At 68.6% G+C, this 20,975-nt stretch carries 15 protein-coding genes and 1 pseudogene; 5 read left to right on the top strand and 11 right to left on the bottom strand.

The window, feature by feature from the left end; all coding sequences use genetic code 11:
• Positions 1-11: 11 nt before the first annotated feature.
• From ACTWQD_RS18255 to ACTWQD_RS18275, 5 genes are all read right to left on the bottom strand, one after another.
• Positions 12-1,274, bottom strand: a complete 1,263-nt coding sequence (locus ACTWQD_RS18255) for a CaiB/BaiF CoA transferase family protein (protein WP_443197536.1) — start codon at positions 1,272-1,274, stop codon at positions 12-14.
• The gene (locus ACTWQD_RS18260; protein ID WP_443197537.1) at positions 1,271-2,653 is read right to left on the bottom strand and encodes an FAD-dependent oxidoreductase; all 1,383 of its coding nucleotides are present in this window, start codon (positions 2,651-2,653) and stop codon (positions 1,271-1,273) included. Before ACTWQD_RS18260 ends, ACTWQD_RS18255 begins: the two co-directional genes overlap by 4 nt.
• An 8-nt stretch (positions 2,654-2,661) precedes the next feature.
• Positions 2,662-3,996, bottom strand: a complete 1,335-nt coding sequence (locus ACTWQD_RS18265) for an MFS transporter (RefSeq protein ID WP_443197538.1) — start codon at positions 3,994-3,996, stop codon at positions 2,662-2,664.
• A 158-nt stretch (positions 3,997-4,154) separates the two neighbouring features.
• The gene (locus tag ACTWQD_RS18270) at positions 4,155-4,763 is read right to left on the bottom strand and encodes a helix-turn-helix domain-containing protein (RefSeq protein WP_066434046.1); all 609 of its coding nucleotides are present in this window, start codon (positions 4,761-4,763) and stop codon (positions 4,155-4,157) included.
• Positions 4,764-5,059: 296 nt separating this feature from the next.
• Positions 5,060-5,530, bottom strand: a complete 471-nt coding sequence (locus tag ACTWQD_RS18275; RefSeq protein ID WP_443197539.1) for a DUF4383 domain-containing protein — start codon at positions 5,528-5,530, stop codon at positions 5,060-5,062.
• Between the two features lie 187 nt (positions 5,531-5,717).
• Here ACTWQD_RS18275 and ACTWQD_RS18280 point away from each other — a divergent pair, with 187 nt between their 5' ends.
• Entirely contained in the window at positions 5,718-7,034 is a 1,317-nt protein-coding gene (locus ACTWQD_RS18280) for a cell division protein PerM (protein ID WP_443197540.1), read from the top strand.
• Positions 7,035-7,079: 45 nt separating this feature from the next.
• Here ACTWQD_RS18280 and ACTWQD_RS18285 read toward each other — a convergent pair whose 3' ends face one another.
• Complete coding sequence (locus ACTWQD_RS18285; protein ID WP_443197541.1) at positions 7,080-7,520, bottom strand: hypothetical protein; 441 nt, start codon at positions 7,518-7,520, stop codon at positions 7,080-7,082.
• A gap of 39 nt (positions 7,521-7,559) precedes the next feature.
• Here ACTWQD_RS18285 and purN point away from each other — a divergent pair, with 39 nt between their 5' ends.
• Positions 7,560-8,126: a phosphoribosylglycinamide formyltransferase gene (gene purN / locus ACTWQD_RS18290; RefSeq protein ID WP_443197542.1), complete on the top strand. Its 567-nt coding sequence runs from the start codon at positions 7,560-7,562 to the stop codon at positions 8,124-8,126.
• A 91-nt stretch (positions 8,127-8,217) separates the two neighbouring features.
• Here purN and ACTWQD_RS18295 read toward each other — a convergent pair whose 3' ends face one another.
• On the bottom strand, positions 8,218-9,570 hold the full coding sequence (locus ACTWQD_RS18295) for an MFS transporter (protein WP_443197543.1): 1,353 nt from the start codon (positions 9,568-9,570) through the stop codon (positions 8,218-8,220).
• A gap of 164 nt (positions 9,571-9,734) precedes the next feature.
• Here ACTWQD_RS18295 and purH point away from each other — a divergent pair, with 164 nt between their 5' ends.
• Positions 9,735-11,429, top strand: a complete 1,695-nt coding sequence (gene purH / locus ACTWQD_RS18300) for a bifunctional phosphoribosylaminoimidazolecarboxamide formyltransferase/IMP cyclohydrolase (RefSeq protein ID WP_443197544.1) — start codon at positions 9,735-9,737, stop codon at positions 11,427-11,429.
• Between the two features lie 418 nt (positions 11,430-11,847).
• Here purH and ACTWQD_RS18305 read toward each other — a convergent pair whose 3' ends face one another.
• Positions 11,848-12,852 (bottom strand): trypsin-like serine peptidase, encoded by a 1,005-nt coding sequence (locus ACTWQD_RS18305; protein WP_443197545.1) that lies wholly within the window; start codon positions 12,850-12,852, stop codon positions 11,848-11,850.
• 246 nt (positions 12,853-13,098) lie between these two features.
• Between ACTWQD_RS18305 and ACTWQD_RS18310 the strand changes: the two genes are divergently transcribed.
• Together ACTWQD_RS18310 and ACTWQD_RS18315 are read left to right on the top strand one after the other, a co-directional pair.
• Positions 13,099-15,318, top strand: a complete 2,220-nt coding sequence (locus ACTWQD_RS18310) for an NADP-dependent isocitrate dehydrogenase (protein ID WP_443197546.1) — start codon at positions 13,099-13,101, stop codon at positions 15,316-15,318.
• Positions 15,319-15,531: 213 nt separating this feature from the next.
• Positions 15,532-17,751 carry a catalase gene (locus ACTWQD_RS18315; protein ID WP_443197547.1) on the top strand — a complete coding sequence of 740 codons (2,220 nt, stop codon included), beginning with the start codon at positions 15,532-15,534 and terminating at the stop codon, positions 17,749-17,751.
• 99 nt (positions 17,752-17,850) lie between these two features.
• Here the strand turns inward: ACTWQD_RS18315 and ACTWQD_RS18320 are convergent, their stop codons facing one another.
• The 3 genes and pseudogenes from ACTWQD_RS18320 to ACTWQD_RS18330 form a co-directional block, all read right to left on the bottom strand.
• Positions 17,851-18,384 carry a mucin-associated surface protein gene (locus ACTWQD_RS18320; protein WP_443197548.1) on the bottom strand — a complete coding sequence of 178 codons (534 nt, stop codon included), beginning with the start codon at positions 18,382-18,384 and terminating at the stop codon, positions 17,851-17,853.
• On the bottom strand, positions 18,381-19,673 hold the full coding sequence (locus ACTWQD_RS18325) for a serine/threonine-protein kinase (RefSeq protein ID WP_443197549.1): 1,293 nt from the start codon (positions 19,671-19,673) through the stop codon (positions 18,381-18,383). The genes ACTWQD_RS18320 and ACTWQD_RS18325 overlap by 4 nt, the downstream gene beginning before the upstream one ends.
• A 582-nt stretch (positions 19,674-20,255) precedes the next feature.
• Positions 20,256-20,975 (bottom strand): annotated as a pseudogene (locus ACTWQD_RS18330) (hypothetical protein); the annotation flags it as partial.

Genomic DNA, 20,975 nt, shown 5'->3' on the forward strand with positions numbered 1-20,975 from the left:
GGACACCGCGGTCACCGGAGCACCCCCAGCTGCTGCAGGCGCTCGATGGTCTCGGCGTCGAACCCGTTCTCCCGAAGGACCTCCACGTTGTGCTCGCCGAGGCGCGGCGCGACGCGGCGGACCGTGGGCGGGGTGGCGGAGAGCCGGATGGGGGCGTTAAGCATGCGCACCGTTCCGACGCCGGGGTGCTCGGCTTCCACGATCATGCCGTTGGCTTCCGTCTGCGCGTCGGCGAGGGCCTGCTCCAGCGTATGGACGGGCGCGTTCAGGAGGCCCTGGTCCTCCAGCCGGGAGGTCCAGTACTCGGTGGTGTTGGTGGCGATGCGCTCGCGGAAGATGGCCTGCAGCGCCGGCTTGTGGGCGAACTGCTGCTCCAGGTCCGCGAACTCGGGCCGCAGGGTGAGGTCCTCGTCCAGGCCCAGGGCCTCGGAAATCCGGGCCAGCGGGTCCGGGGTGAAGCCGCCCACCATGCACACGGCACCGTCGGTGGTTTCGAAGACCCCGCTGAGCGGCATGGCGCCCCAGTTGACCTCGTAGCCGCGGTTGAGCTGCATGCACGCCTCCTGCATCTGCAGGTGCAGCATGGAGTCGTACATCGTCACCTCCACCTTCTGCCCGACGCCGGACGCCTCCCGGGTGCGCAGCGCCAGCAGGATGCCCTGCATCAGGTGCATGCCGGTGATGTAGTCGCACAGCGTGGTGGGGTAGATCGCCGGCTTCTGGTCGTCGGACTCGCGCCGCCACATCACCCCGGAGTAGGCCTGCGCGATCGCGTCCTGGCCGCCCTTGTGCGAGTAGGGGCCCACGGGGCCGAAGCCCGTGCCGGAGGCCCAGATGATGCCGGGGTTCTGCGTTTTGAGGTCCTCGTAGCCGAAGCCCATCCGCTCCATCACGCCGGAGCGGAAGTTGCTGACCACCACGTCCGCGTCGGCCAGCAGCCGGCGCAGCACGTCCTTGCCCTCGTCAGTGCGGGTGTCCACCGAGATGCTGCGCTTGTTCCGGTTGATGGACAGGAAGATCGGGTTGTCCTGGCCGTCCTTGTCCGGGAACGAGTTGCGGGAGATGTCCCCGGCGCCGGGGCGTTCCACCTTGATGATGTCCGCGCCGTAGTCGCCCAGCAGCTGGGTGCAGGACGGGCCCATGAACACCTGCGTGAAGTCCACGATCTTGATCCCGTCCAGGGGGAGCGGGGTGCCGGCGGCGAGTCCGGCGGGGCGGGTGTCCGTCCCGGCGGCGGGGGCCGCCGTCGTGCGTTCTGCGGTGACGGTGCTCATGCCCCCACCACCGCGTCCACATCGAGGGTGGCGTTCGACGACGGGACGTCGCCGGGGTCCGCGCCGTGGCGGCGCATGCCCTCCTGGATGTCCAGGGCGGAGACGTCGCGGACGAGGGTGCCGTTCTGGACGGCGAGGGCGGCGGCGACGCCGACCGCCTGGCCCATGGCCATGCAGGGCGGGATCTCGCGGGACATTTTCTGCGCCTCCGGGGTGGCGGAGTAGTGCCGGCCGGCGACCAGGAGCTGGTCCACTTCCTTGGGCAGCAGGGAGCGGTACGGGTAGTAGTAGTCGCGGCCGCGGGCCACGGTGTCCGCGAAGTGCCGGCGGGAGGTGACGTCGTCCTTGGTCATGACGTACTCGCCCTCGAGCAGGCGGGTCTGCCGGACGCCCATCTGGGAGGCGACGTCCAGCATGTAGCAGTTCTCAAAGCCCGGCAGGTGGGCGCGGACGTAGTCCACGGCCTCGGAGATCCGGTCGCGGGCGGCGAACTCGGCGGCGGTCATGTCCGCCGGGTCCACGCCGTCGAATCCGGTCATGTGCGGGGCGTTGCACCAGACCACACCGTCGATGGGGGTCTTGAGCCACCACAGTTCCCAGGCGCCGCCGAGGAGGCGCTTGATCTTGCGGTTGATGGCGCGGGCTTCCTTCGGGTTGGCCTGCTCGAACGCTTCCGCGGCCTTCGTGTCCACGTTGCCGAGCCGGAACACCAGCGTGGTGAGGTAGCTGTCCTTGACGTAGCTGGCCCCGGCCCGGGAAGCGACGTCGATGTCTCCGGTGGTGTCGATGACGATGTCCGCCATGAACGCCTGCGGGCCGGACTTGGTCTCGCAGATCACGCCCTTCATCACGCCGTTGTCCACGATGGGGCGGGAGAACCAGGAGTGCAGGCGGAGGTTGACGCCGGCTTCGCGGACCAGGTCGTTGGAGACGCGCTTCCAGCCGTCCGGGTCGAACGCCGCGGCGTAGCAGACGGGCTTGGGGGTGGTGTGGGAATGGAAGTCGAAGGTGCCGTAGCGGCCCCACTTGTTCCAGAGTTCCTCGGAGGTTTTGCGGTCATCCGCCGGCGGGACGATGGCGAGGCCCAGTTTCTGCAGCCGTTCGACGTACTCGGAGACGATGCCGGTGACCGTGATTTCCTGGCCGTTGATCATGTCATCGAGCACCAGGACCATGCCGCCGGAGGCGAGGCCGCCCAGGGAGGAATAGCGTTCCAGCAGCGTGACGGAGGCGCCGGAGCGGGCTGCCGTCACGGCGGCGGCGACACCGGCGGGGCCGCCGCCCACCACCAGGACGTCGGAGCGGGAGATGACCGGGGCGGTGAGGCCCGCCGTCGTGGTGCGGAGGTCCAGGGAGCTTTGGGGGTCAAGGGGGTTCATGGGGATCCTTACTTTCCGACGAAGATGCCGTTGGTGCGGCGGGCCGCGAGGTACAAGACGATGCTGAGGATGGAGAGGACGGCGACGTACACCGGGAAGACCCAGGTGAGGTTCACGGACTGGAGCCAGACCAGCAGGTAGGAGGCGGTGCCGCCGAACAGGGCGACGCCGATCCCGTAGCCCAGGGCCACGCCGGTGCCGCGGCAGTTCTTGGGCATCAGGGACGTGCTGACCACGTTGTAGAGGGTCATGTTCAGGACCAGGACGACGGAACCGCCGAGCAGGACCGCCGCGAAGCCGCCAATGCCGGGCTGGACGTACATGAGCATGAGGAACACGGAGGGGATGGCCAGGATGCGGGTGATGAGGAACCAGCGGGACATGGACCGGCCGTCGGCCAGCTTGCCGATGATCCAGCTGCCGGCCACCAGGATCACGCCGAGGGCGGTGGTGAGGGCGAAGACCGCCGTCGGGTCCTCCTTGAAACCGCTGCGGGCGGCGCTGGGCAGGCCCACGTTCCAGGCGTAGTTGTAGGCCTGGGCCGCGCCGACGACGAAGATGATGGCGAGGACGGAGAGCCAGTGCTTGCGGACTCCGGTCCAGACGGCGCCTGAGGAGTTGTTGGCCATCTCTTCCGGACGCATGGTTTCCGGGAGGGCCCGGCGGAGGTAGATGACCACGAAGCCGAACACCGCGCCGATGATGAACGGCACACGCCAGCCCCATTCGGCCATGGCGGCGCCGCCGAGGGTGAGGCTGCAGAGGAAGCTGACCAGCGAGGCGAGCAGGATGCCGATGTTGACGTAGAAGGACATGATGCCGGCGACGTAGCCTTCGCGGCCGTCGGGCACCAGTTCCACGGCGTGCGAGGTGGAAAGCGGGGCCTCGATGCCGGTGGAGATGCCCTGCAGGATGCGGCAGGCCACCAGGATGATGCCGGCCCAGACGCCGATCTGTTCGTAGCTGGGGCAGACGGCGATCACGAGGGTGGTGCCGGCCATCAGCATGATCGACAGCAGCATGACCCTCCGTCGTCCGATCCGGTCCGCGAGGGTGCCGAGCATAATGCCGCCCAGCGGCCGGAACGCGAACCCGACGGCGAACACGGCGAGGGCGTTCAGCGTGGCGGAGAGGGGATCGGTGTTGGGGAAGAAGTTGGGGCCGATGAAGGCGGAGAGGAGGCCGAAAACCATCCAGTCGTACCATTCGAGGGCGTTGCCGAGGCCGAGGCCCAGGAGGCCTTTGCGGACTTCGGGGGTGAATTTTTTGGAGTTGTTGGTGTCTTGCTGGGCCGTGACGGCGCTGTCCGGCCTGGTGTTGTCAAGCATGGGTGTATCGAGCATGGACGTGTCCTTACGCTGACGCCTGGGGGAGGCGGGGGAGGGTATGACGCATCGCCGTCCGGGGTGTGCGGACGTTGAATGCGTGGCAAGGACTGTCAGCGGGCCGGTTCAGGCCGCGACAGTTGGGAAGCGATAGGGGCCGCTTGGGGTCGGCGCCGCTACCACGCGTGAGGTGCGTTAACCCAGATCGCTACGCATACCTCTTCGTAGCTGTTCTTGTACCAGTGCGGGGTGTCCGAGGAGAAGGTGATGGAATCGCCTTCCTCGAGCGTGTAGCACTCGCCGTCCAGGAAGATGTCCTTCCGGCCGGAGAGGATGATGCCGAATTCCTCGCCGCTGTGGCGGAAAGGGGTGCCGCTGGTGTCGTGGCCCGGAGGGCTGACAATCCACTGGGCTTCCAGGGCGCCGTTGAGGTCGGGCGTGAGCAGTTCATAGACCGCCTCGCCCACGGATTTCCTGGTGACGCCCTTGAGGTTGCGGCGTTCGGCCTTGCGGACCACCGGGGACCTGGTCTCTTCCTGGCCGATGAAGAATTTCCCCACCGGGATGTCCAGGCCGTGGGCCAGCTGCGCCAGGGTGGTGAAGGACGGGTTCGCCAGGCCGCGTTCGATCTGGCTGACGATGGCCGGGCTGAGGCCCGTAATCTCCGAGAGCTTGGCGAGCGTCATGCCTTTTTCCTTGCGCATGGAGCGGACCTTGTTGCCAACCGTGGCCAGAAGTGCGCTGGTGGCAAGGGGGGCGCTGCCCGTGGTGCTCTCGGCGGTCATTCGGTGTCCTTCATTGGGTGACCTGACTCACACAACTATAGTGAAGATTTTTAGCAGGTCAATGATTCTGTCCTGATTAAAGTGAAGATTTTTACGGGAGTGCGGTTTTTGGGGGCGGCGGTGGGGTGTGGAGCGAGGTCGGCCGCCAGGGTGACGCTACGCTGCCGCCGTGGACACCCCAAACACAAAGAAAGCTGGTGCAGTCGCGCGAGGCGTCTGCACCAGCAGGTAGTACGAATTTTCAGATTGCTATGAAACGTTACTCATTCGCGGCTCCCTTTGTCCCGGTTGTTCGCTTACCGGGTCTGTGCGTCGTCAGCCAGATGCCTCGACATCAGCCAACCGGCAACGACCATTGCTAGGCCAAGGACCATAAAGCCCCAGGCGCCCATGACATTCAGCGACAGGAAATTGGCCACCGACCCCACTCCGACAATGAGTGAATAGGCGCTAAGGACGATGTACAGCAGGCCAAAGCCCATCAGGAAGTTCCGGGCGCCCATGGGGTTGCTCCGGGACATGACCACTCCAATGACGCCGATGAGGGCCTGAATGATGTTCAGCAGCATCGAGACCTGGAAGACTCCCAGGAACAGGGCCGTGGAATTCGGTCCAACGATCGCCAATGAGTCGTACTGCGTGGTGACGCCCGGGATGAATCCCAGGATGCCCACGACGATAAGGACAATACCCACACCCATGCCGACGTTCTGGACATCCGTCCGTCCAAAGTGAACGCCATGAGCATGTGGAGATGCGGTAGTCATTTTCTGCCTCCAACCAATGATTGCGGACACTACCAATTTTACGGCCGGGTAGGGGAAAAAGCGCCCGCAAATGGGGCAGCCGAACTGAGGGTGGACTCCCTGGAACCGGGTGCGGAAGTGCCAATAATCGGCCGGTTGAGCCTGTCGCAACGGGCGGCCAGCCCCGCGCGTGGCACGATGGAACACGATGAAACTGCGCGCTGATCAGACCGGAGACCGTGGACTTCCGATGCCCTTGTGGCTGCAGGGAGCCCTCGAATCCGCGCAGGCTGCCGTCATCTCCGCACTGGTGGTGGCCGCCCCGATTGTCGCGGTGTGGGCCACGGCCGGTTTCCAGAACGGTGCCCCCGACGTCCTGGCGCGGCTCGCCGGCCAGGCGTGGATGCTGATCCACGGCGTTCCGCTGCTCCTGGACACCGCCGGCACCGGAGCCGTGGCGCAGCCGGAATCCGGCATCCTTTCGCTCACCCCGCTGGGGCTGACGCTCATCCCGTTCCTCCTCGCCTGGCGCGCCGGCCGGCGGCTGGCCCGGGCGTCCTACACGGACCAGCTCTGGCAGGCGCTGCTCGGCTCGTGGCTGATGTACGCCGGCTTCGGCCTGGCCACCGGCTTCGTGTGCCGCACGGACGACGTCGGTGTGGGCCTCTGGTCCGCAGCCCTCATCCCGCTGGTCCCGTTCGGGCTGGGCATGGTGATCGGCGCCCGCCGTGAGGCCGGTTCCTGGAGCCGCCTGATCGGCGTCGACGCCGTGGACTGGCTCGCCCGCACCAGCCAGCATTCGCGCTGGGCCGGCTCCTACCTGGGGTCCGCCATCAAAGCCGGCTTCGTGGCGCTGATGGCCAGCCTGGCGATCAGCTGCGCCCTGCTCGCCGCCACGTTGTTCATCCACTGGAACCTGGTGATCGCGGTGTATGAAGCGCTCGACGCCGGCGCCCTGGGCGGTGCCATCCTCACCATCGTGCAGCTCGGTTTCCTCCCCAACCTGGCGGTGTTCGCCCTCGCCTGGACGTCCGGGGCGGGCTTCGCCCTCGGCGTCGGCTCCCATGCCGGGGCGCTGGGCACCGCAGTCGGTCCGCTGCCGTCGATCCCGGTGTTCGCCGCACTGCCCGCCGGATCGCTGGACTTCGGGGCGGCCGCGCTGATAGTGCCCGTCATCGCGGGGACCCTGGCCGGCTGGTGGTTCCTCCGCGAGGGCGAGAACCACTTCGACGAATGGCTCTCCATCAAGATCCGCGCCCGCTGGTTCACCGCCTCGCTCTCCACCCTGGTGCTCGGCGTGATGGTGGGCGCTGTGGCCGGGCTGCTCGCGGCGGGACTCGCCTGGCTGGCCCAGGGTTCCGGCGGCATCGGGCGGCTCACCGAGATCGGCCCGGACCCGCTCACCACGGCACTGTTTGTCGCCGCGGAGGTGGGGATCGGCGTCGTGATCGGTTACGCCGCCGGACCGTGGCTGGAACGCCAGCAGAAACTGCGCGAAGCCGACCTCGAGGCATCCGCCCTCTGACGCGGCCCCGCTGACCTCAGGACCGGCGTCCGGCTGGCCTCAGAGTCAGCGGAAGCGCGGCAGCGAGTTCTCCAGCTGGGTCTGGCACTTGGATGCCGCCTGCTGGGTGAGGGCCTGCCGGCTGCATTGCTGGTACTCCCGCACCTGGTTGAAGAACAGGGCCGAAGACACCAGCAGGAGCACCTGCACGGCCAGCACCACCAGCCCGGAAATGGTCCCGAACAGCACAAACTTCGATTCCTTGTACCGGGCGTACCGCACCAGCACCATGATGCCCAGCACCGTCCCGGCCGCCGTCAGGAGCGCGCTCAGCCAGAGGTAACTGATGTCCAGCTGGTAGACGAAGAACGATCCCAGCACGGCCACAATGAAGCTGCGGAACAGAAGATGGGTCTTGGCCTCGGAGGCCTTGGCCGCGTCGCTGAGGGGGTGCGGGCCCTGCTGCCGGCTGCCCGGGCTGCCGGCGGGGTCGTTCGGGGGATTCATGTTTTCCAGCCTACGCGAGCGGCCCCATAAGCTAGGACAATGCGCATCGTAGTCCTCGTCTCCGGCACCGGCTCCAACCTCCAGGCCGTCATCGACGCCGTCACCGAGGGCACGCTCGACGTCGAGATCGCCGCCGTCGGCGCGGACCGGCCCGGCACCTACGGCGTGGAACGATCCGCCGCCGCCGGCATCCCCACCTTCGTCGTGGACTTCAAGGCCTACCCGGACCGGGCCGCCTGGAACGCCGCCCTGACCGAAGCCGTGGCCGCGTACTCCCCGGACGTGGTGGTGTCCTCGGGGTTCATGCGGATCGTGAGCGCGGACTTCATCGACGCGTTCGGCGGCAAATACCTCAACACCCACCCCGCCCTGCTGCCCGCGTTCCCCGGCGCGCACGGTGTCCGCGATGCCCTGGCCTACGGCGTGAAGGTCACCGGCTGCACGGTGCACTGGGCCGACGCCGGGGTGGACACGGGCCCCATCATCGCGCAGGAGGCTGTGGCGGTGGCCGACGGCGAGACCGAGGAATCCCTGCACGAACGGATCAAGGTGGTGGAGCGCCGGCTCCTGGTTTCCACCCTGGCCTCCCTCGCCGCCGCGGAGTAGCCGGAACCACCCGTTGCGCCATCAGATGGAGGGCTCTCCAGCGGCTTATAAGCACCAAAGATGATGGCGCAACCCGGGTAGCGGGGCCGGCTCAGGCCAGCTGGCGCTGCTTGGTCTCCGGGGCGAAGAACGCCATCCACAGCACGCTCAGCAGCACCAGCACACCGGCAATCGCGAACGACGTGGCCAGCCCCAGCTGCGGCCACAGGAACGCCGCGAAGACCAGCGGGCCGAAGCCGGCGCCGAGCCGGGAGAAGGTGGACGCCCAGCCGAAGCCCGAGCCGCGCAGCTCCGTCGGGTACAGCTCCGAGACATACGCGTAGAGCACCGGGATGGCCACCTGCACCACAAAGCCGAACACCAGCAGCCAGAACACGGCCGCCGTCGGGATGTCCACCACAATCGCGACGATCACCAGCGTGAGGGCGGACAGCGGGCCGGTCATCGCCAGGATCCACTTGCGGCCCACGCGCTCCACCAGCAGCGCGGCCACCACCACGCCCAGGAGCCCGACGGCGGCCATGGAGGCGGTGGTGAGGAATGCCTTGTACTCCTCGAATCCGGCGCCAATCAGGATCCGCGGCATCCACGTCAGCGAGAGGTAGTAGACCAGCAGGATGCTGAAGAACAGGGCCCAGGCCGCCGTCGTGATTTTCCAGTCGTACTGCCAGAGCAGGCGCAGCTGGGTCCAGGCGCTGCCGGCGGACAGCCGCGGGGCGTCCCTCGCCTCCGGCAGGCTGTAGGCGCGGGGCTCGGCGCCAGTGGCCGCGACGAGCTCGTCGATGACCTTCGCAGCCTCCTCCCGCCGGCCCTTGCGGATGAGGAAGAGTGGGGATTCGGGAACGCTGCGGCGGACCCAGAACACCAGCAGCGCGGGCAGCACCATCACCAGCATGGTCAGCCGCCAGTCCCCGTACAGGGCCACCAGCCCGGCGGAGACGAAGCCGCACAGCGCGGCGCCGATCGGCCACCAGCCGTCCATCGCGGTGAGGACCTTGCCGCGCTGCTTGCGGGGCGTGAACTCGCCCACCAGCGCATAGTCCACCGGGATGCAGCCGCCCAGGCCGAAGCCGGCCATAAAACGGAAGACGCAGAACCAGATGAAGTCGGGGGAGAACGCGCCGAGGACGGTAAAGAGCGAGAAGAGCAGCAGCGTGGCGGTGAACGCCTTCTTGCGCCCGATGGTGTCCGCGATGGTGCCCCAGATGAAGGCGCCGAGGGCCATGCCGATCAGGTTCGAGGTGCCGATCCAGGCGGCCTCGCCCGGGCTGAGGGACCAGTGCTTGGACAGCAGCGGGATCAGGATGCCGTTAAGGGTGACGTCCCAGGCGTCGAACATAAAGCCCAAGCCGCCGATCAGGAAGATCCGGCCCTGCACCTTCCAGCGCCAGGGCAGGTCCTGGACCACCTGTTCGCCGCTGGGCACAGTGGTGTACGTATTCATCTCAGCCTCCTGGGGAAAACTCTACGTGGCCGGGGCGGGGTGCGGTGCCCGCTTCATACTCCGGCGCGCGGGCATCCCGGCGGGACGGCAGGGGACGCCGACGCGATAAACTGGCCCCATCCCCACCACCCGCGGCCCCGCCGCGATATAAGACGGAGACTTTTGTGAGCTTCACGCAGCTTGACCGTGTATCCATCGACCGTGTCCCCATCCGCCGGGCCCTGATTTCGGTCTACGACAAGACCGGTCTGGAGGAGCTCGCGAGGGGCCTGCACGACGCCGGCGTCAAGATTGTCTCCACCGGCTCCACCGCCAAGAAAATCGCTGCCGCGGGCATCCCGGTCCAGGAAGTCGAGGAGGTCACCGGCTCCCCGGAGATGCTGGACGGCCGCGTCAAGACCCTGCACCCGCGCGTCCACGGCGGCATCCTCGCCGACCGCCGCGTCCCGGCCCACATGGACACGCTCACGTCGATGGACATCGAGCCGTTCGACCTCGTCGTCGTCAACCTCTACCCCTTCGTGGAGACCGTGAAGTCGGGCGCCGCGCAGGACGACGTCGTCGAGCAGATCGACATCGGCGGCCCCGCCATGGTGCGCTCCGCCGCGAAGAACCACGCCGCCGTCGCGATTGTGGTGGACCCGTCTTCCTACCACGATGTGGTGGCGGCCGCCGCTTCCGGCGGTTTTGACCTGAAGACCCGACGTCGGCTGGCCGCCAAGGCGTTCGCGCACACCGCCACCTACGACACCGCCGTGGCCAGCTGGACCGCCAGCCAGTTCCTCGACGAGGACGGCGACGGCGTCATCGACTGGCCCGCGTACGCCGGCCTGTCCCTGGAGCGCTCCGAGGTGCTGCGCTACGGCGAGAACCCGCACCAGCAGGCCGCGCTCTATGTGGACAAGGCCGCCCCGGCCGGCATCGCCCAGGCCGACCAGCTGCACGGCAAGGCCATGAGCTACAACAACTTCGTCGACGCCGACGCCGCCCTGCGCGCCGCATTCGACTTCGCCGAGCCCGCCGTCGCGATCATCAAGCACGCCAACCCGTGCGGCGTGGCCGTGGGGTCCGCCTCCGCGGCAGACCCCATCGCGGACGCGCACGCCAAGGCCCACGCCTGCGACCCGGTCTCCGCGTTCGGCGGCGTGATCGCGGCGAACCGCACGGTCACCGCCGGCATGGCCCGGACCGTCGCCGGCATCTTCACCGAGGTGGTGATTGCACCGGGCTTCGAGGACGAGGCCGTGGAGATCCTGTCCAAGAAGAAGAACATCCGACTCCTCGCCCTGCCCGAGGGCTACGGCCGCTACCCCTCCGAAATCCGGCAGGTCTCCGGCGGTGTGCTGGTGCAGATGTCGGACAGGGTGGACGCCGACGGCGACAACCCGGCCAACTGGACCCTGGCCGCGGGTGAGGCCGCCGACGCCGAGACCCTGGCCGACCTCGCCTTCGCCTGGACCGCGTGCCGTGCCGCCAAGTCCAACGCCATCCTGCTGGCCAACCACGGCGCTGCCGTGGGCATCGGCATGGGCCAGGTCAACCGGCTCGATTCCTGCAAGCTTGCTGTCGAGCGCGCCAACTCGCTCGGTGTGGCTGTGGATTCCGCGGTGGAGGGCGCCGGCGGTGCGGCTGGCCCATCGACAGCAGAGGCGGCCGCCGCGCCGGAGCGTGCGCGCGGCGCCGTGGCGGCGTCGGATGCGTTCTTCCCGTTCGCCGACGGCCTGCAGATCCTGATCGACGCCGGCGTCCGCGCCGTGGTCCAGCCCGGCGGCTCTGTCCGCGACGACGAGGTCATCGCCGCAGCCAACGCTGCCGGTATCACCATGTACTTCACCGGCGCCCGGCACTTCTTCCACTGAGCCGCCCCCTCAAGGCGCGGCGGCCGCCGTCGGGCTCTGTGCGCGCAGCGGGCATGTGCCCCGGGATGTACCAAGAATGGACATGCCCTCCCTACCCGGGAGGGCATGTCCATTTTTTGTGGCCAGAAGCGGGCATATGGGGCCTATGTCCGAGCGTGGGCGTATGCGGAGGGCATGTCCCGTGGAGGAACTGGGGACGAGCGGGCTCGGGGGAGTAGTTGCACTCGGGGGACATGCTCATTGTTCGGGCTGGCTGGCGGGCATATAGGGACTATGTCCAAGCGTGGACGTATGCGGAGGGCATGTCCCGTGGAGCAGTCACACATCCCCGCACGCAAAAGCGGGGCCACCTGGGCCCATCCCCACTGCTGGAGATGGGCCTCGAGTGACCCCGCGCTTGTATGGCTGGGAGCGAGTCCTAGGCGGCGGAGGATGCGCTGCTGTAGGCCTGCTGGATGACGGAGCCCCAGTACGGGCCGTACATCGTGGTGGACTTGCTGCCGTAGCCGTAGCTGTTGACCGAGTTCTGGTAGCCGGTGGAGCTGGTGCCGATGAACCACGGACCGCCCGAGGAGCCGCCGGTCATGTTGCACGGGATGCCCTGGCTGTTGAACTGCGGGTTGTAGGGGTCGTTCGTGGCGGTGCCGCTGCAGCTCTTGAGGGACTCGCCGTCGAAGGGCCGCGCGGCGGGGTAGCCGAAGGCCTTGTAGGTGAGGCCGCGGGCCGCGTTGAACTGCACGCCGGAGGCGCCCACCACGTCGGCGAGCCGCTGGCCGTTGAGGGTGTTCATCACCGCAAAGCCGGTGTCATAGGCCATGTCGCCACCGGAGCTCCACTGGGTGGGGGCGTAAAGGGCCTTGGCCGTCCACATGCCGTACGGGGCCGAGCCGTTGAGGTAGGCCGGGACGAACGTGAACTTGGTGGCGAAGGCGCCCGGGCCCTCGTTCAGGCAGTGGCCCGCCGTCGACACCGTGCTCTTGTTCGTGGAGGACACCGAGTTGGCCGAGCAGACGTAGTTGGCGCCGCCCAGGGTGAAGAACACCTTGCCGATGTGCTTGACCGGGGTCTCGCTGGCGTTCGCCTTCGTGTCCACGGCCTTGGCCTGCTGCTGCGGGGCCTGCGCCTCGACGGTGGCGGGCGCTCCGGCCTCCGCCGGACGGTTCAGGCCGGCCTTCGAGTTCGCGCTGCGCTGCAGGGCCCGTTCGGCCAGGACGTCGCCGGGGATGGCGTTGCGCATCCGCTCTGCGGTCCAGTATTCCGCTCCGCCGGTCTCTACGACGGTGTGGCTGGTGACCCCCGACGATTCGGCCGGTGCCTTGCCGGATCCCGGGGCGGCGTTCGCTGCGCCCGCGGCGCTCAGTGCCAGCAGCGCCGCGGCCGAGAGGCTGAGAAGGCTGGTGGCCAGAGTCTTGGGTGTTCTCATGGGTGTCCTAACCGGTGGAAAGCGGGGCGGCCGCCGCTTGCGGCCGCGGTGATGGAACGAAACTACGGGACATTGACGGGCGTGTAAAGCATTTTGTCAATTCTTGTCACGGCTGGTTACTGCCGTCACGGAGCCGGGGGCGCACGACGCCGGTAGGCGGCAACGCTGCTCCCTCGGGTAAGTTAGGGGTGTTGAGATAACACAAGATTCCGGAAATACCCAGACCTTCAGGGAGACGCCCGAGCAATGGCAAAGATTATCTATACCCACACCGACGAAGCGCCGATGTTGGCCACCTATTCGTTCTTGCCGATTGTCGAAGCCTTCGCTTCGACGGCCGGTGTGGAAGTGGAGACCCGCGACATCTCGCTGGCCGGCCGCATCATCGCCGCTTTCGGCGACTACCTCACCGAAGAGCAGCGGGTCAACGACGCCCTGGCTGAACTTGGCGCCCTCGCCAAGACGCCCGAGGCGAACATCATCAAGCTGCCCAACATCAGCGCGTCCGTGCCCCAGCTGAAGGCCGCCATCGCGGAACTCCAGGGCCAGGGCTACGCCCTTCCGGACTACCCGGACAACCCCTCCTCGGACGAGGAGACGGACATCCGCTCCCGCTACGACAAGATCAAGGGCTCCGCCGTGAACCCTGTGCTGCGCGAGGGGAACTCGGACCGGCGCGCGCCGCTCTCGGTCAAGAACTACGCCCGCCAGAACCCGCACAGCATGGGTGCATGGACCCCTGAGTCCAAGACCAACGTGGCCCACATGGAGGCCGACGACTTCCGCTCCAACGAGAAGTCCGTCGTTATCGGTGCCGACACCAACATCAAGATCCAGCTAGTCAAGGAAGACGGCACCGTCAAGGTCCTCAAGCGTGCCTTCCCGGTCCTCGCCGGCGAGGTCATCGACGGCACCGTGATGCGCGCCGCCGCCCTGGACGAATTCCTCGCCGCGCAGGTTGCCCGGGCCAAGGAAGAAGGTGTGCTGTTCTCCGCACACCTGAAGGCCACCATGATGAAGGTCTCGGACCCGATCATCTTCGGCCACGTCGTCAAGGCGTACTTCGCCGACCTGTTCGAGACCTACGGCGCGCAGATCGCCGCCGCGGGCCTGAGCCCCAACAACGGCCTCGCCTCCATCCTCAACGGCCTGGAAGACCTCCCCGAGGAGATCCGCGCCGACGTCGAAGCCGCCATCCAGAAGGGCCTGAACGACGGCCCCGAGCTGGCCATGGTGGACTCCGACAAGGGCATCACCAACCTGCACGTCCCGTCCGACGTCATTGTGGACGCGTCCATGCCCGCCATGATCCGCAGCTCCGGCCACATGTGGGGCCGCGACGGCCAGGAAGCCGACACGCTCGCCGTTCTCCCGGACAGCAGCTACGCCGGCATCTACCAGGTGGTCATCGACGACTGCCGCGCCCACGGCGCCTTCGACCCGACCACCATGGGCACCGTCCCGAACGTCGGCCTGATGGCCCAGGCCGCCGAGGAATACGGCAGCCACGACAAGACGTTCGAGATCGCCTCCGCCGGCACCGTGCAGCTGGTGGACGACGCCGGCACCGTGCTGATCGAGCACCAGGTCGCCCCGGGCGACATCTGGCGCGCCTGCCAGACCAAGGACGTGCCGATCCGCGACTGGGTCAAGCTGGCCGTCACCCGCGCCCGCGCCTCTGCCACTCCCGCCGTGTTCTGGCTGGACAAGGGCCGCGCCCACGACGCCCGGATGATCGCCAAGGTGGAGGAGTACCTCAAGGAGCACGACACCGAGGGCCTGGACATCAGCATCATGTCCCCGGAGGAGGCGACGGCGTTCACGCTGGAGCGCATCCGCAAGGGCGAGGACACCATCTCGGTGACCGGCAACGTGCTGCGCGACTACCTCACGGACCTGTTCCCCATCCTGGAGCTCGGCACCAGCGCCAAGATGCTCTCCGTTGTGCCGCTGATCAACGGCGGCGGCCTGTTCGAGACCGGCGCCGGCGGCTCCGCGCCGAAGCACGTCCAGCAGCTGGTCAAGGAAAACCACCTCCGCTGGGACAGCCTGGGCGAGTTCCTGGCACTGGCCGTCAGCTTCGAGCACTTGGCCACCACCACGGGCAACGCCCGTGCACAGGTCCTGGCCGACACGCTGGACCGCGCCACCGGCACCTTCCTGCTCGAGGACAAGTCTCCGAAGCGCAAGGCCGGGGAGCTCGACAACCGCGGCAGCCACTTCTACCTGGCCAAGTTCTGGGCCCAGGAACTGGCCCGCCAGACCGACGACGCCGAACTGGCCAAGGCGTTCACCGCCGTCTCCGGTGCGCTGGATTCGGGCGAAGACACCATCGTCGGCGAGCTCCTGGCCGTCCAGGGTTCCCCGGTGGACCTCGGCGGCTACTTCCACCCGGACGCGGCAAAGGTCACCGCAGCCATGCGGCCCTCGGCCAAGTTCAGCGAAGTGCTCTCGATGCTCAGCTAGTTCTGCCAGGCCGGCGTCCAGCCGGCAGCCACGCCCGACGGCGCACCGGAAATTTCCGGTGCGCCGTCGAGCGTTTCCGGTCATTCCGGCCGGGCACCCGTTGCCTGGACGGAGACCGTCGCCTAGGGTACTAAGCAAGCTTAGTTTCGGCTGGGGGCGCCGCAGAGGGCCGCCGGTCCGGAGCCGAGGTTGCCTACCCTGAGGAGCCATCCCATGTCAGAAGAGAGCAACATCCAGATCCCCGGCGCACCCTCCGTGGAGCCGCCGCAACTGGAGGAGCCCACCACGCCGCGGGAGCCGTTGCCGCCCAAGCCGGACCAGCAGGGCCCGGAGGCGGTGTCACCCACCGGCAGCCCCACCGGAGCCCCGGCGAACTCGCGGGCACAGTCCGGGGCGTACCTCACCACGGCGCAGGGGCTCCGCCTCTCCGACACGGACCACTCGCTGAAGGCCGGACGCCGCGGCCCGGTGCTGCTGCAGGACCACCACCTGCGCGAAAAGATCACCCACTTCGACCACGAGCGCATCCCGGAGCGCGTGGTCCACGCCCGCGGCGCCGGGGCGCACGGCGTCTTCCGGTCCTACGGGTCGGCGTCGAACATCACCCGCGCCGGATTCCTGGCCAAGGACGTCGAGACGCCCGTCTTCGTCCGCTTCTCCACCGTCCTGGGCTCCCGCGGCTCGGCGGACACCGTCCGGGACACCCGCGGCTTCGCCACCAAGTTCTACACCGATGAGGGCACCTTCGACCTGGTGGGCAACAACATCCCGGTCTTCTTCATCCAGGACGGCATCAAGTTCCCGGACATCGTCCACGCCGCAAAGCCGCACCCGGACCGCGAAATCCCGCAGGCCCAGAGCGCCCACGACACCTTCTGGGACTTCGTCTCGCTGCACACCGAGGCGCAGGCCCACACCATGTGGAACATGTCCGACCGGGCTATCCCGCGTTCCTACCGCACCATGGAGGGCTTCGGCGTCCACACCTTCCGGTTCGTCAACGCCGAGGGCAAGACCAGCCTGGTGAAGTTCCACTGGAAGCCGAAGCAGGGGGTGCACTCGCTGGTCTGGGAGGAAGCCCAGCTCATCAACGGCATGGACCCGGACTTCCACCGGCGGGACCTGGCAGACGCGATCGAGGCCGGCGCCCACCCGCAGTGGGAACTCGGCGTCCAGGTCTTCCCGGATACGGAGGAGGAATTCTTCGAGGGCATCGACCTGCTGGACCCCACCAAGTTCGTACCGGAGGAGCTGGCACCGGTCCAGCCGATCGGGCTGATGACGCTGAACGCCAACCCGGTGAACTACTTCGCGGAAACCGAGCAGGTGGCCTTCCACCCCGGCCACCTCGTCCCGGGCATCGACGTCACCAACGATCCGCTGCTCCAGGTCCGGCTCTTCTCCTACATCGATACCCAGATCAGCCGGCTGGGCGGCCCCAACTTCAGCCAGCTGCCCATCAACCGTCCGCACGCGCCCGTCAACGACATGCTGCGCGACGGCATGCACCAGGCGGCGGTGCACGGGGGAGCGGCGCCGTACCACCCGAACTCGCTCGACGGCGGCTGCCCGTTCCTGGCCGGTGCCGATGTCGGGGCGTTCATCGACGTTCCGGAAGAACTTGCGGCAGCGGTCAAGGAGCGGAAGTCGCCGGCCTCCTTCGACGACCACTACAGCCAGGCGCGGCTGTTCTTCCGCAGCCTGGCCCCGGTGGAACAGGACCACGTGATCCAGGCGTACACGTTCGAACTCGGGAAGTGCCGTGAGGAGGCGGTCCGCCAGCGCCAGCTGCTGGCGCTGGCCAACATCGACGCCGCCCTGTGCGCCGCCGTCGCCTCCGGGCTTGGCATGCCCGCCCCGGAGGCCACGGAACAGGTCGAAGATGCCGCCCCGAGCCCCGCGGTCTCCCAGATCGGCGGGGCCTGGCCGGTGGCCGGCCGCGTGGTGGGCATCATCGCCGACCAGGACAGTGACCTGGATGCCGTCCGTGCCGCACGGGCGGCGCTCGACGCCGCCGGGATCGTGCCGCTGGTGATCGCACCGGCCGGGGGATTCCTGGGCGGGCCCGACGGCGGGGTGCCGGTCCAGCGCACGTACCTCACGGCCCGCTCCACCGAGTTCGACGCCGTGATCATCGCAGCGTCGGGCGCGCCGGCACCGGATGCCGCGCAGGGGCGCGATGCCAAGGCCGGCGAGCCGGGAGCGTCGCTGGACCCGCGGGTTGTGCTGCTGCTGTCGGAGATGTTCCGGCACGCCAAGGCCATCGGCGGCTGGGGTCCGGCCGTCACGTGCCTCGACGCGGCGAGCATCCCCACGGACTCTGCCGGCATTGCCCTGGGGGACGGCCCGGACGACGTCGTCGCCCAGCTCACGGACCTGCTCGCGGCGCACCGCGCCTGGGAACGATTCCCGGCCGCCGGCGCCCGCGCCTAACGGTACCGGCGCCGGCGCCCAAGGTTAGGCGGCCGGCAATGTAGGAGGGAGGAGCCCGCTGGCTCCTCCCTCCTTCATGTTCCCGCCCGCCGGCGGGGCCTAGTCGTCCTTGCCTTTACCTTTGCCCTTAGCCCTCCCGCTGTCGGCGGGAGGCGCGGGCGCGACGGCGGGCGGGGGAGCCGCTGCTGCGGCCGCTGCTGCGGCTTCGGCCTGGGCGGCCGCCGCTGCCGCGGCCGCTGCTGCCTGCGCTGCAGCTTCCTGAGCGGCCCGTTCCTGCTCGGCGGCGACGCGGGCCGCTTCGGCTTCGGCCTGCCGGGCGCTGAGGTCGGCACGGACGGCGTCGACGGACTTCTGGATGCTTTGATGCCGTTTGAAGGAGACCTCGCCGCGGGCGGCCGCCTCGTCCAGCTGCAGCTTGAGCTCGTCGAGGTGCTTCAGCGAGGTTGCGGGGTCATCGGCCGCGGCTGCTTCGGTGACGGACAGGACCAGGGACTGCAGTTGCCGTGCGGCGTCCCGGTCCAGGTCGGGTGGCGCGGTGCACCCGGCCAGGGCGGCGGTGAGCACTGCCGTGCCGAGGAGCCAGCCCGCAAAAAGCGGCCGGCTGCGGCGGGGGTGCAGGGACGTCAGGTTCATGGTTCCACACTCTTTTGCAGTTCCTGCAGGTGCTGGCCCAGGTCCCCGGTCACGGCAGGATAAGGCACGACGGCGGGTGGCTCCGGCGCCGCGAGGGCAACGGCGGCCGCGACGGCCCCTGTCACAAGCGCCAGCAGCAGGAGGGTCAGCAGGACCTGGTTCCGGCGGCGGACCAGCCGGAAGCGGCCGGCGGCCCGGGACGCCAGCGACCGGTGGTCTGCCCGCGGGACGGTGACGGCGTCCGGGTCCAGCACGTGCCCGGCCCGTGCGCCGGGGCCGCGTCCTGCGGGGGCCGGCGAAGCGGCAATAGCGGCGGTCAGCGGAGCGGCCTGGGCGGAGGGACCTGCCAATGGTGCGGAAGCCGTGCCGGGGCCTGCTTCGGCGGGGGAGAACCGCGGGGGCCGGGCCGGCGGGGCGGGCAGGACGCGCGTGCGCTCTTCCGCCAGGATCCCTGGCAGCGAACCGGGTGAGACGAGGGCGTGCCGCAGCGCCACTTCGATGTCCGGGGCCGAGGGGCGGTCAAGGGGATCCAGCGCCGTCATGGCCCGGATCAGCTGGGCCCATTCTGCGGGGACGGAATCGGGGATGGCAGGAGCTCGGTGCAGCCTGGCGACGGCGGATTCCACGGCACTGCCTGGGTACTCGAGTTCACCCTTGATGCATTCGAGCAGGACCAGGCCCAGGGAGTAGATGTCGCTGGCCGGTCCCAGGTCGGCGCCCCGGGACTGTTCCGGGCTCAAGTACGCGGCGGTCCCCACCATGGTGCCGGTGGCGGTCAGCCTGGTGCCGTCCACCAGGCGGGCAATCCCGAAGTCAGTGAGCTTCGGCCGCAGCGGTTCCCCGGGGCGGACCGGAACCAGGAGGATGTTGGCCGGTTTGATGTCCCGGTGGACGATGCCGAGCGAGTGCACGTAGGCGAGGGCGTCCGCTACGCCGGCGCCGACGACGGCGACCTCATCCAGCGGAAGGGGGCTGTGACGGATCCGGGTCCGGAGGTCCTGGCCCTCCACCAGCTCCATGGTCAGGAACGGGCGGGGTTCTTCCGGGACGCGGGTGTCCGTGCCGGCGTCGAAGAGCGTGACCAGGCTTGGATGGTTCAGGGTGGCCAGCAGCTCGATTTCGGCCTGCTGGCGGCGGAGTTCGTCAGCATCAGCGGACTGCGGGGCAAAAAGCTTGAGGGCAACGTCGCGGCCCAGGTTCACGTCCGTGGCGGTGTAGACGGACGACATTCCGCCCCGGCCAATCACTTCCCCAAGCCGGTAGCGGCCGCTCAAGAGCTCGTCCGTCATGGCTGTGGGCGAACTGTTGTCCACACTGTCCCCGTTTCTTCCCCCCGGGCGCCAAGGCGGCGCCCCTCATGAATGATACCGGGACGGGTATCGGTCCCCGCACTGCGGCCGTGGACCAACGGCCGCTGTGCGGGACAGATGTTCTGCATTCCACGTGCCGTTGGGTCCCCCAGCGGACCCAACGGCGGAATGCTGTTTTGCCGGTGCCTCTTTGTCGTTGGGTCCCCCAGCGGACCCAACGGCGGAATGCTGTACCGGAATCTGTGAGGCCGTTGAGTCCCCCAGCGGACCCAACGGCTTCGCTCCGGCCTCACAAGACCTGGCGGGAGCGGCCTCCCTAGGGCGGGCGTTCCTGGTGGTGCGGGGACGGTCTGCGGCGGGTACGCGGTCCAGCCTGACGGGCCCGCGTGGGACGCAGCGGGCCGTGCGCCGGTGGCGTGGCGCCGGGTGGGTACGGCGAAGAAGGGGCGCCGGAATGCCGGCAGTGGACGGTGGCGTCCATCGGGATCTCCTGAATGACTGTAGGCGGGCGCTCAATGGCAGCCCGAGTGGCCGTGCTCTGTGGAGGGCAGAGACGGCTAACTAGTCAGGAGATGAACCGGGGTCAGCGGCGACGGCTGAGTGCTCGTGCTGCAGCGGACCACGGATTGGTTCTGCGCCGGCGGTGGGGATCACGAGGTACTGGCTGGGCAGCCAGGCGGCTGCGCTGCCGGGACCACCGGACGTGAGGGTGTTGGCGGATCCGGAGCCGGGAGCCGCCGGCAGGGCGTTGGGAGCGGGCAGACCTGTCCCGTTGGGCCACGGTCCGGGTCGTTCTTTGCCGTCAGGTGCGTCAGGCGCAGTTCCGCCAGGGGCCGAACCTGCCGGAGGCGCACTGCCGGGATGGTGGCCGTCCCCGGCCGGCAGGATCTCTGGATCCAGCACCGGCAGGTACAGCGCCGCGCCAAAGAAGTCGGTGTGTCTTCCGGCGGTGCCCTCTTGCAGCCCGGACAGGGCTTCGCCGCTGACATCGCAGTCGGCAGGGATATCCGCGGCAGGCAGCGCGGCGGGCACCGCGGGGGCAGGGGCGGCGGGCACTGTGTCACTCAGTGACAGGTCCGCGACAGTTGGATCAGTAACCGGTACGGGGGTTCGGGGGGTTTCTGCCGGGAGGGGGTCGGTCACCAAGGGGTCGGTGGGAGCCGGGACAGGCAGGGCAGGGTCGGTGGGTGACTCTGTGGGGGTTGTTGGGGGCGACGGGGATGCCCCGGGCAGCGGGGGTGTGGGGGTGGGGTTCGGCGTGGGGTTGGTGGGGGTCGGCGT

The sequence above is a fragment of the Pseudarthrobacter sp. 1C304 genome (assembly GCF_052245515.1).
In the GTDB taxonomy this organism is placed as follows: Bacteria; Actinomycetota; Actinomycetes; order Actinomycetales; family Micrococcaceae; genus Arthrobacter.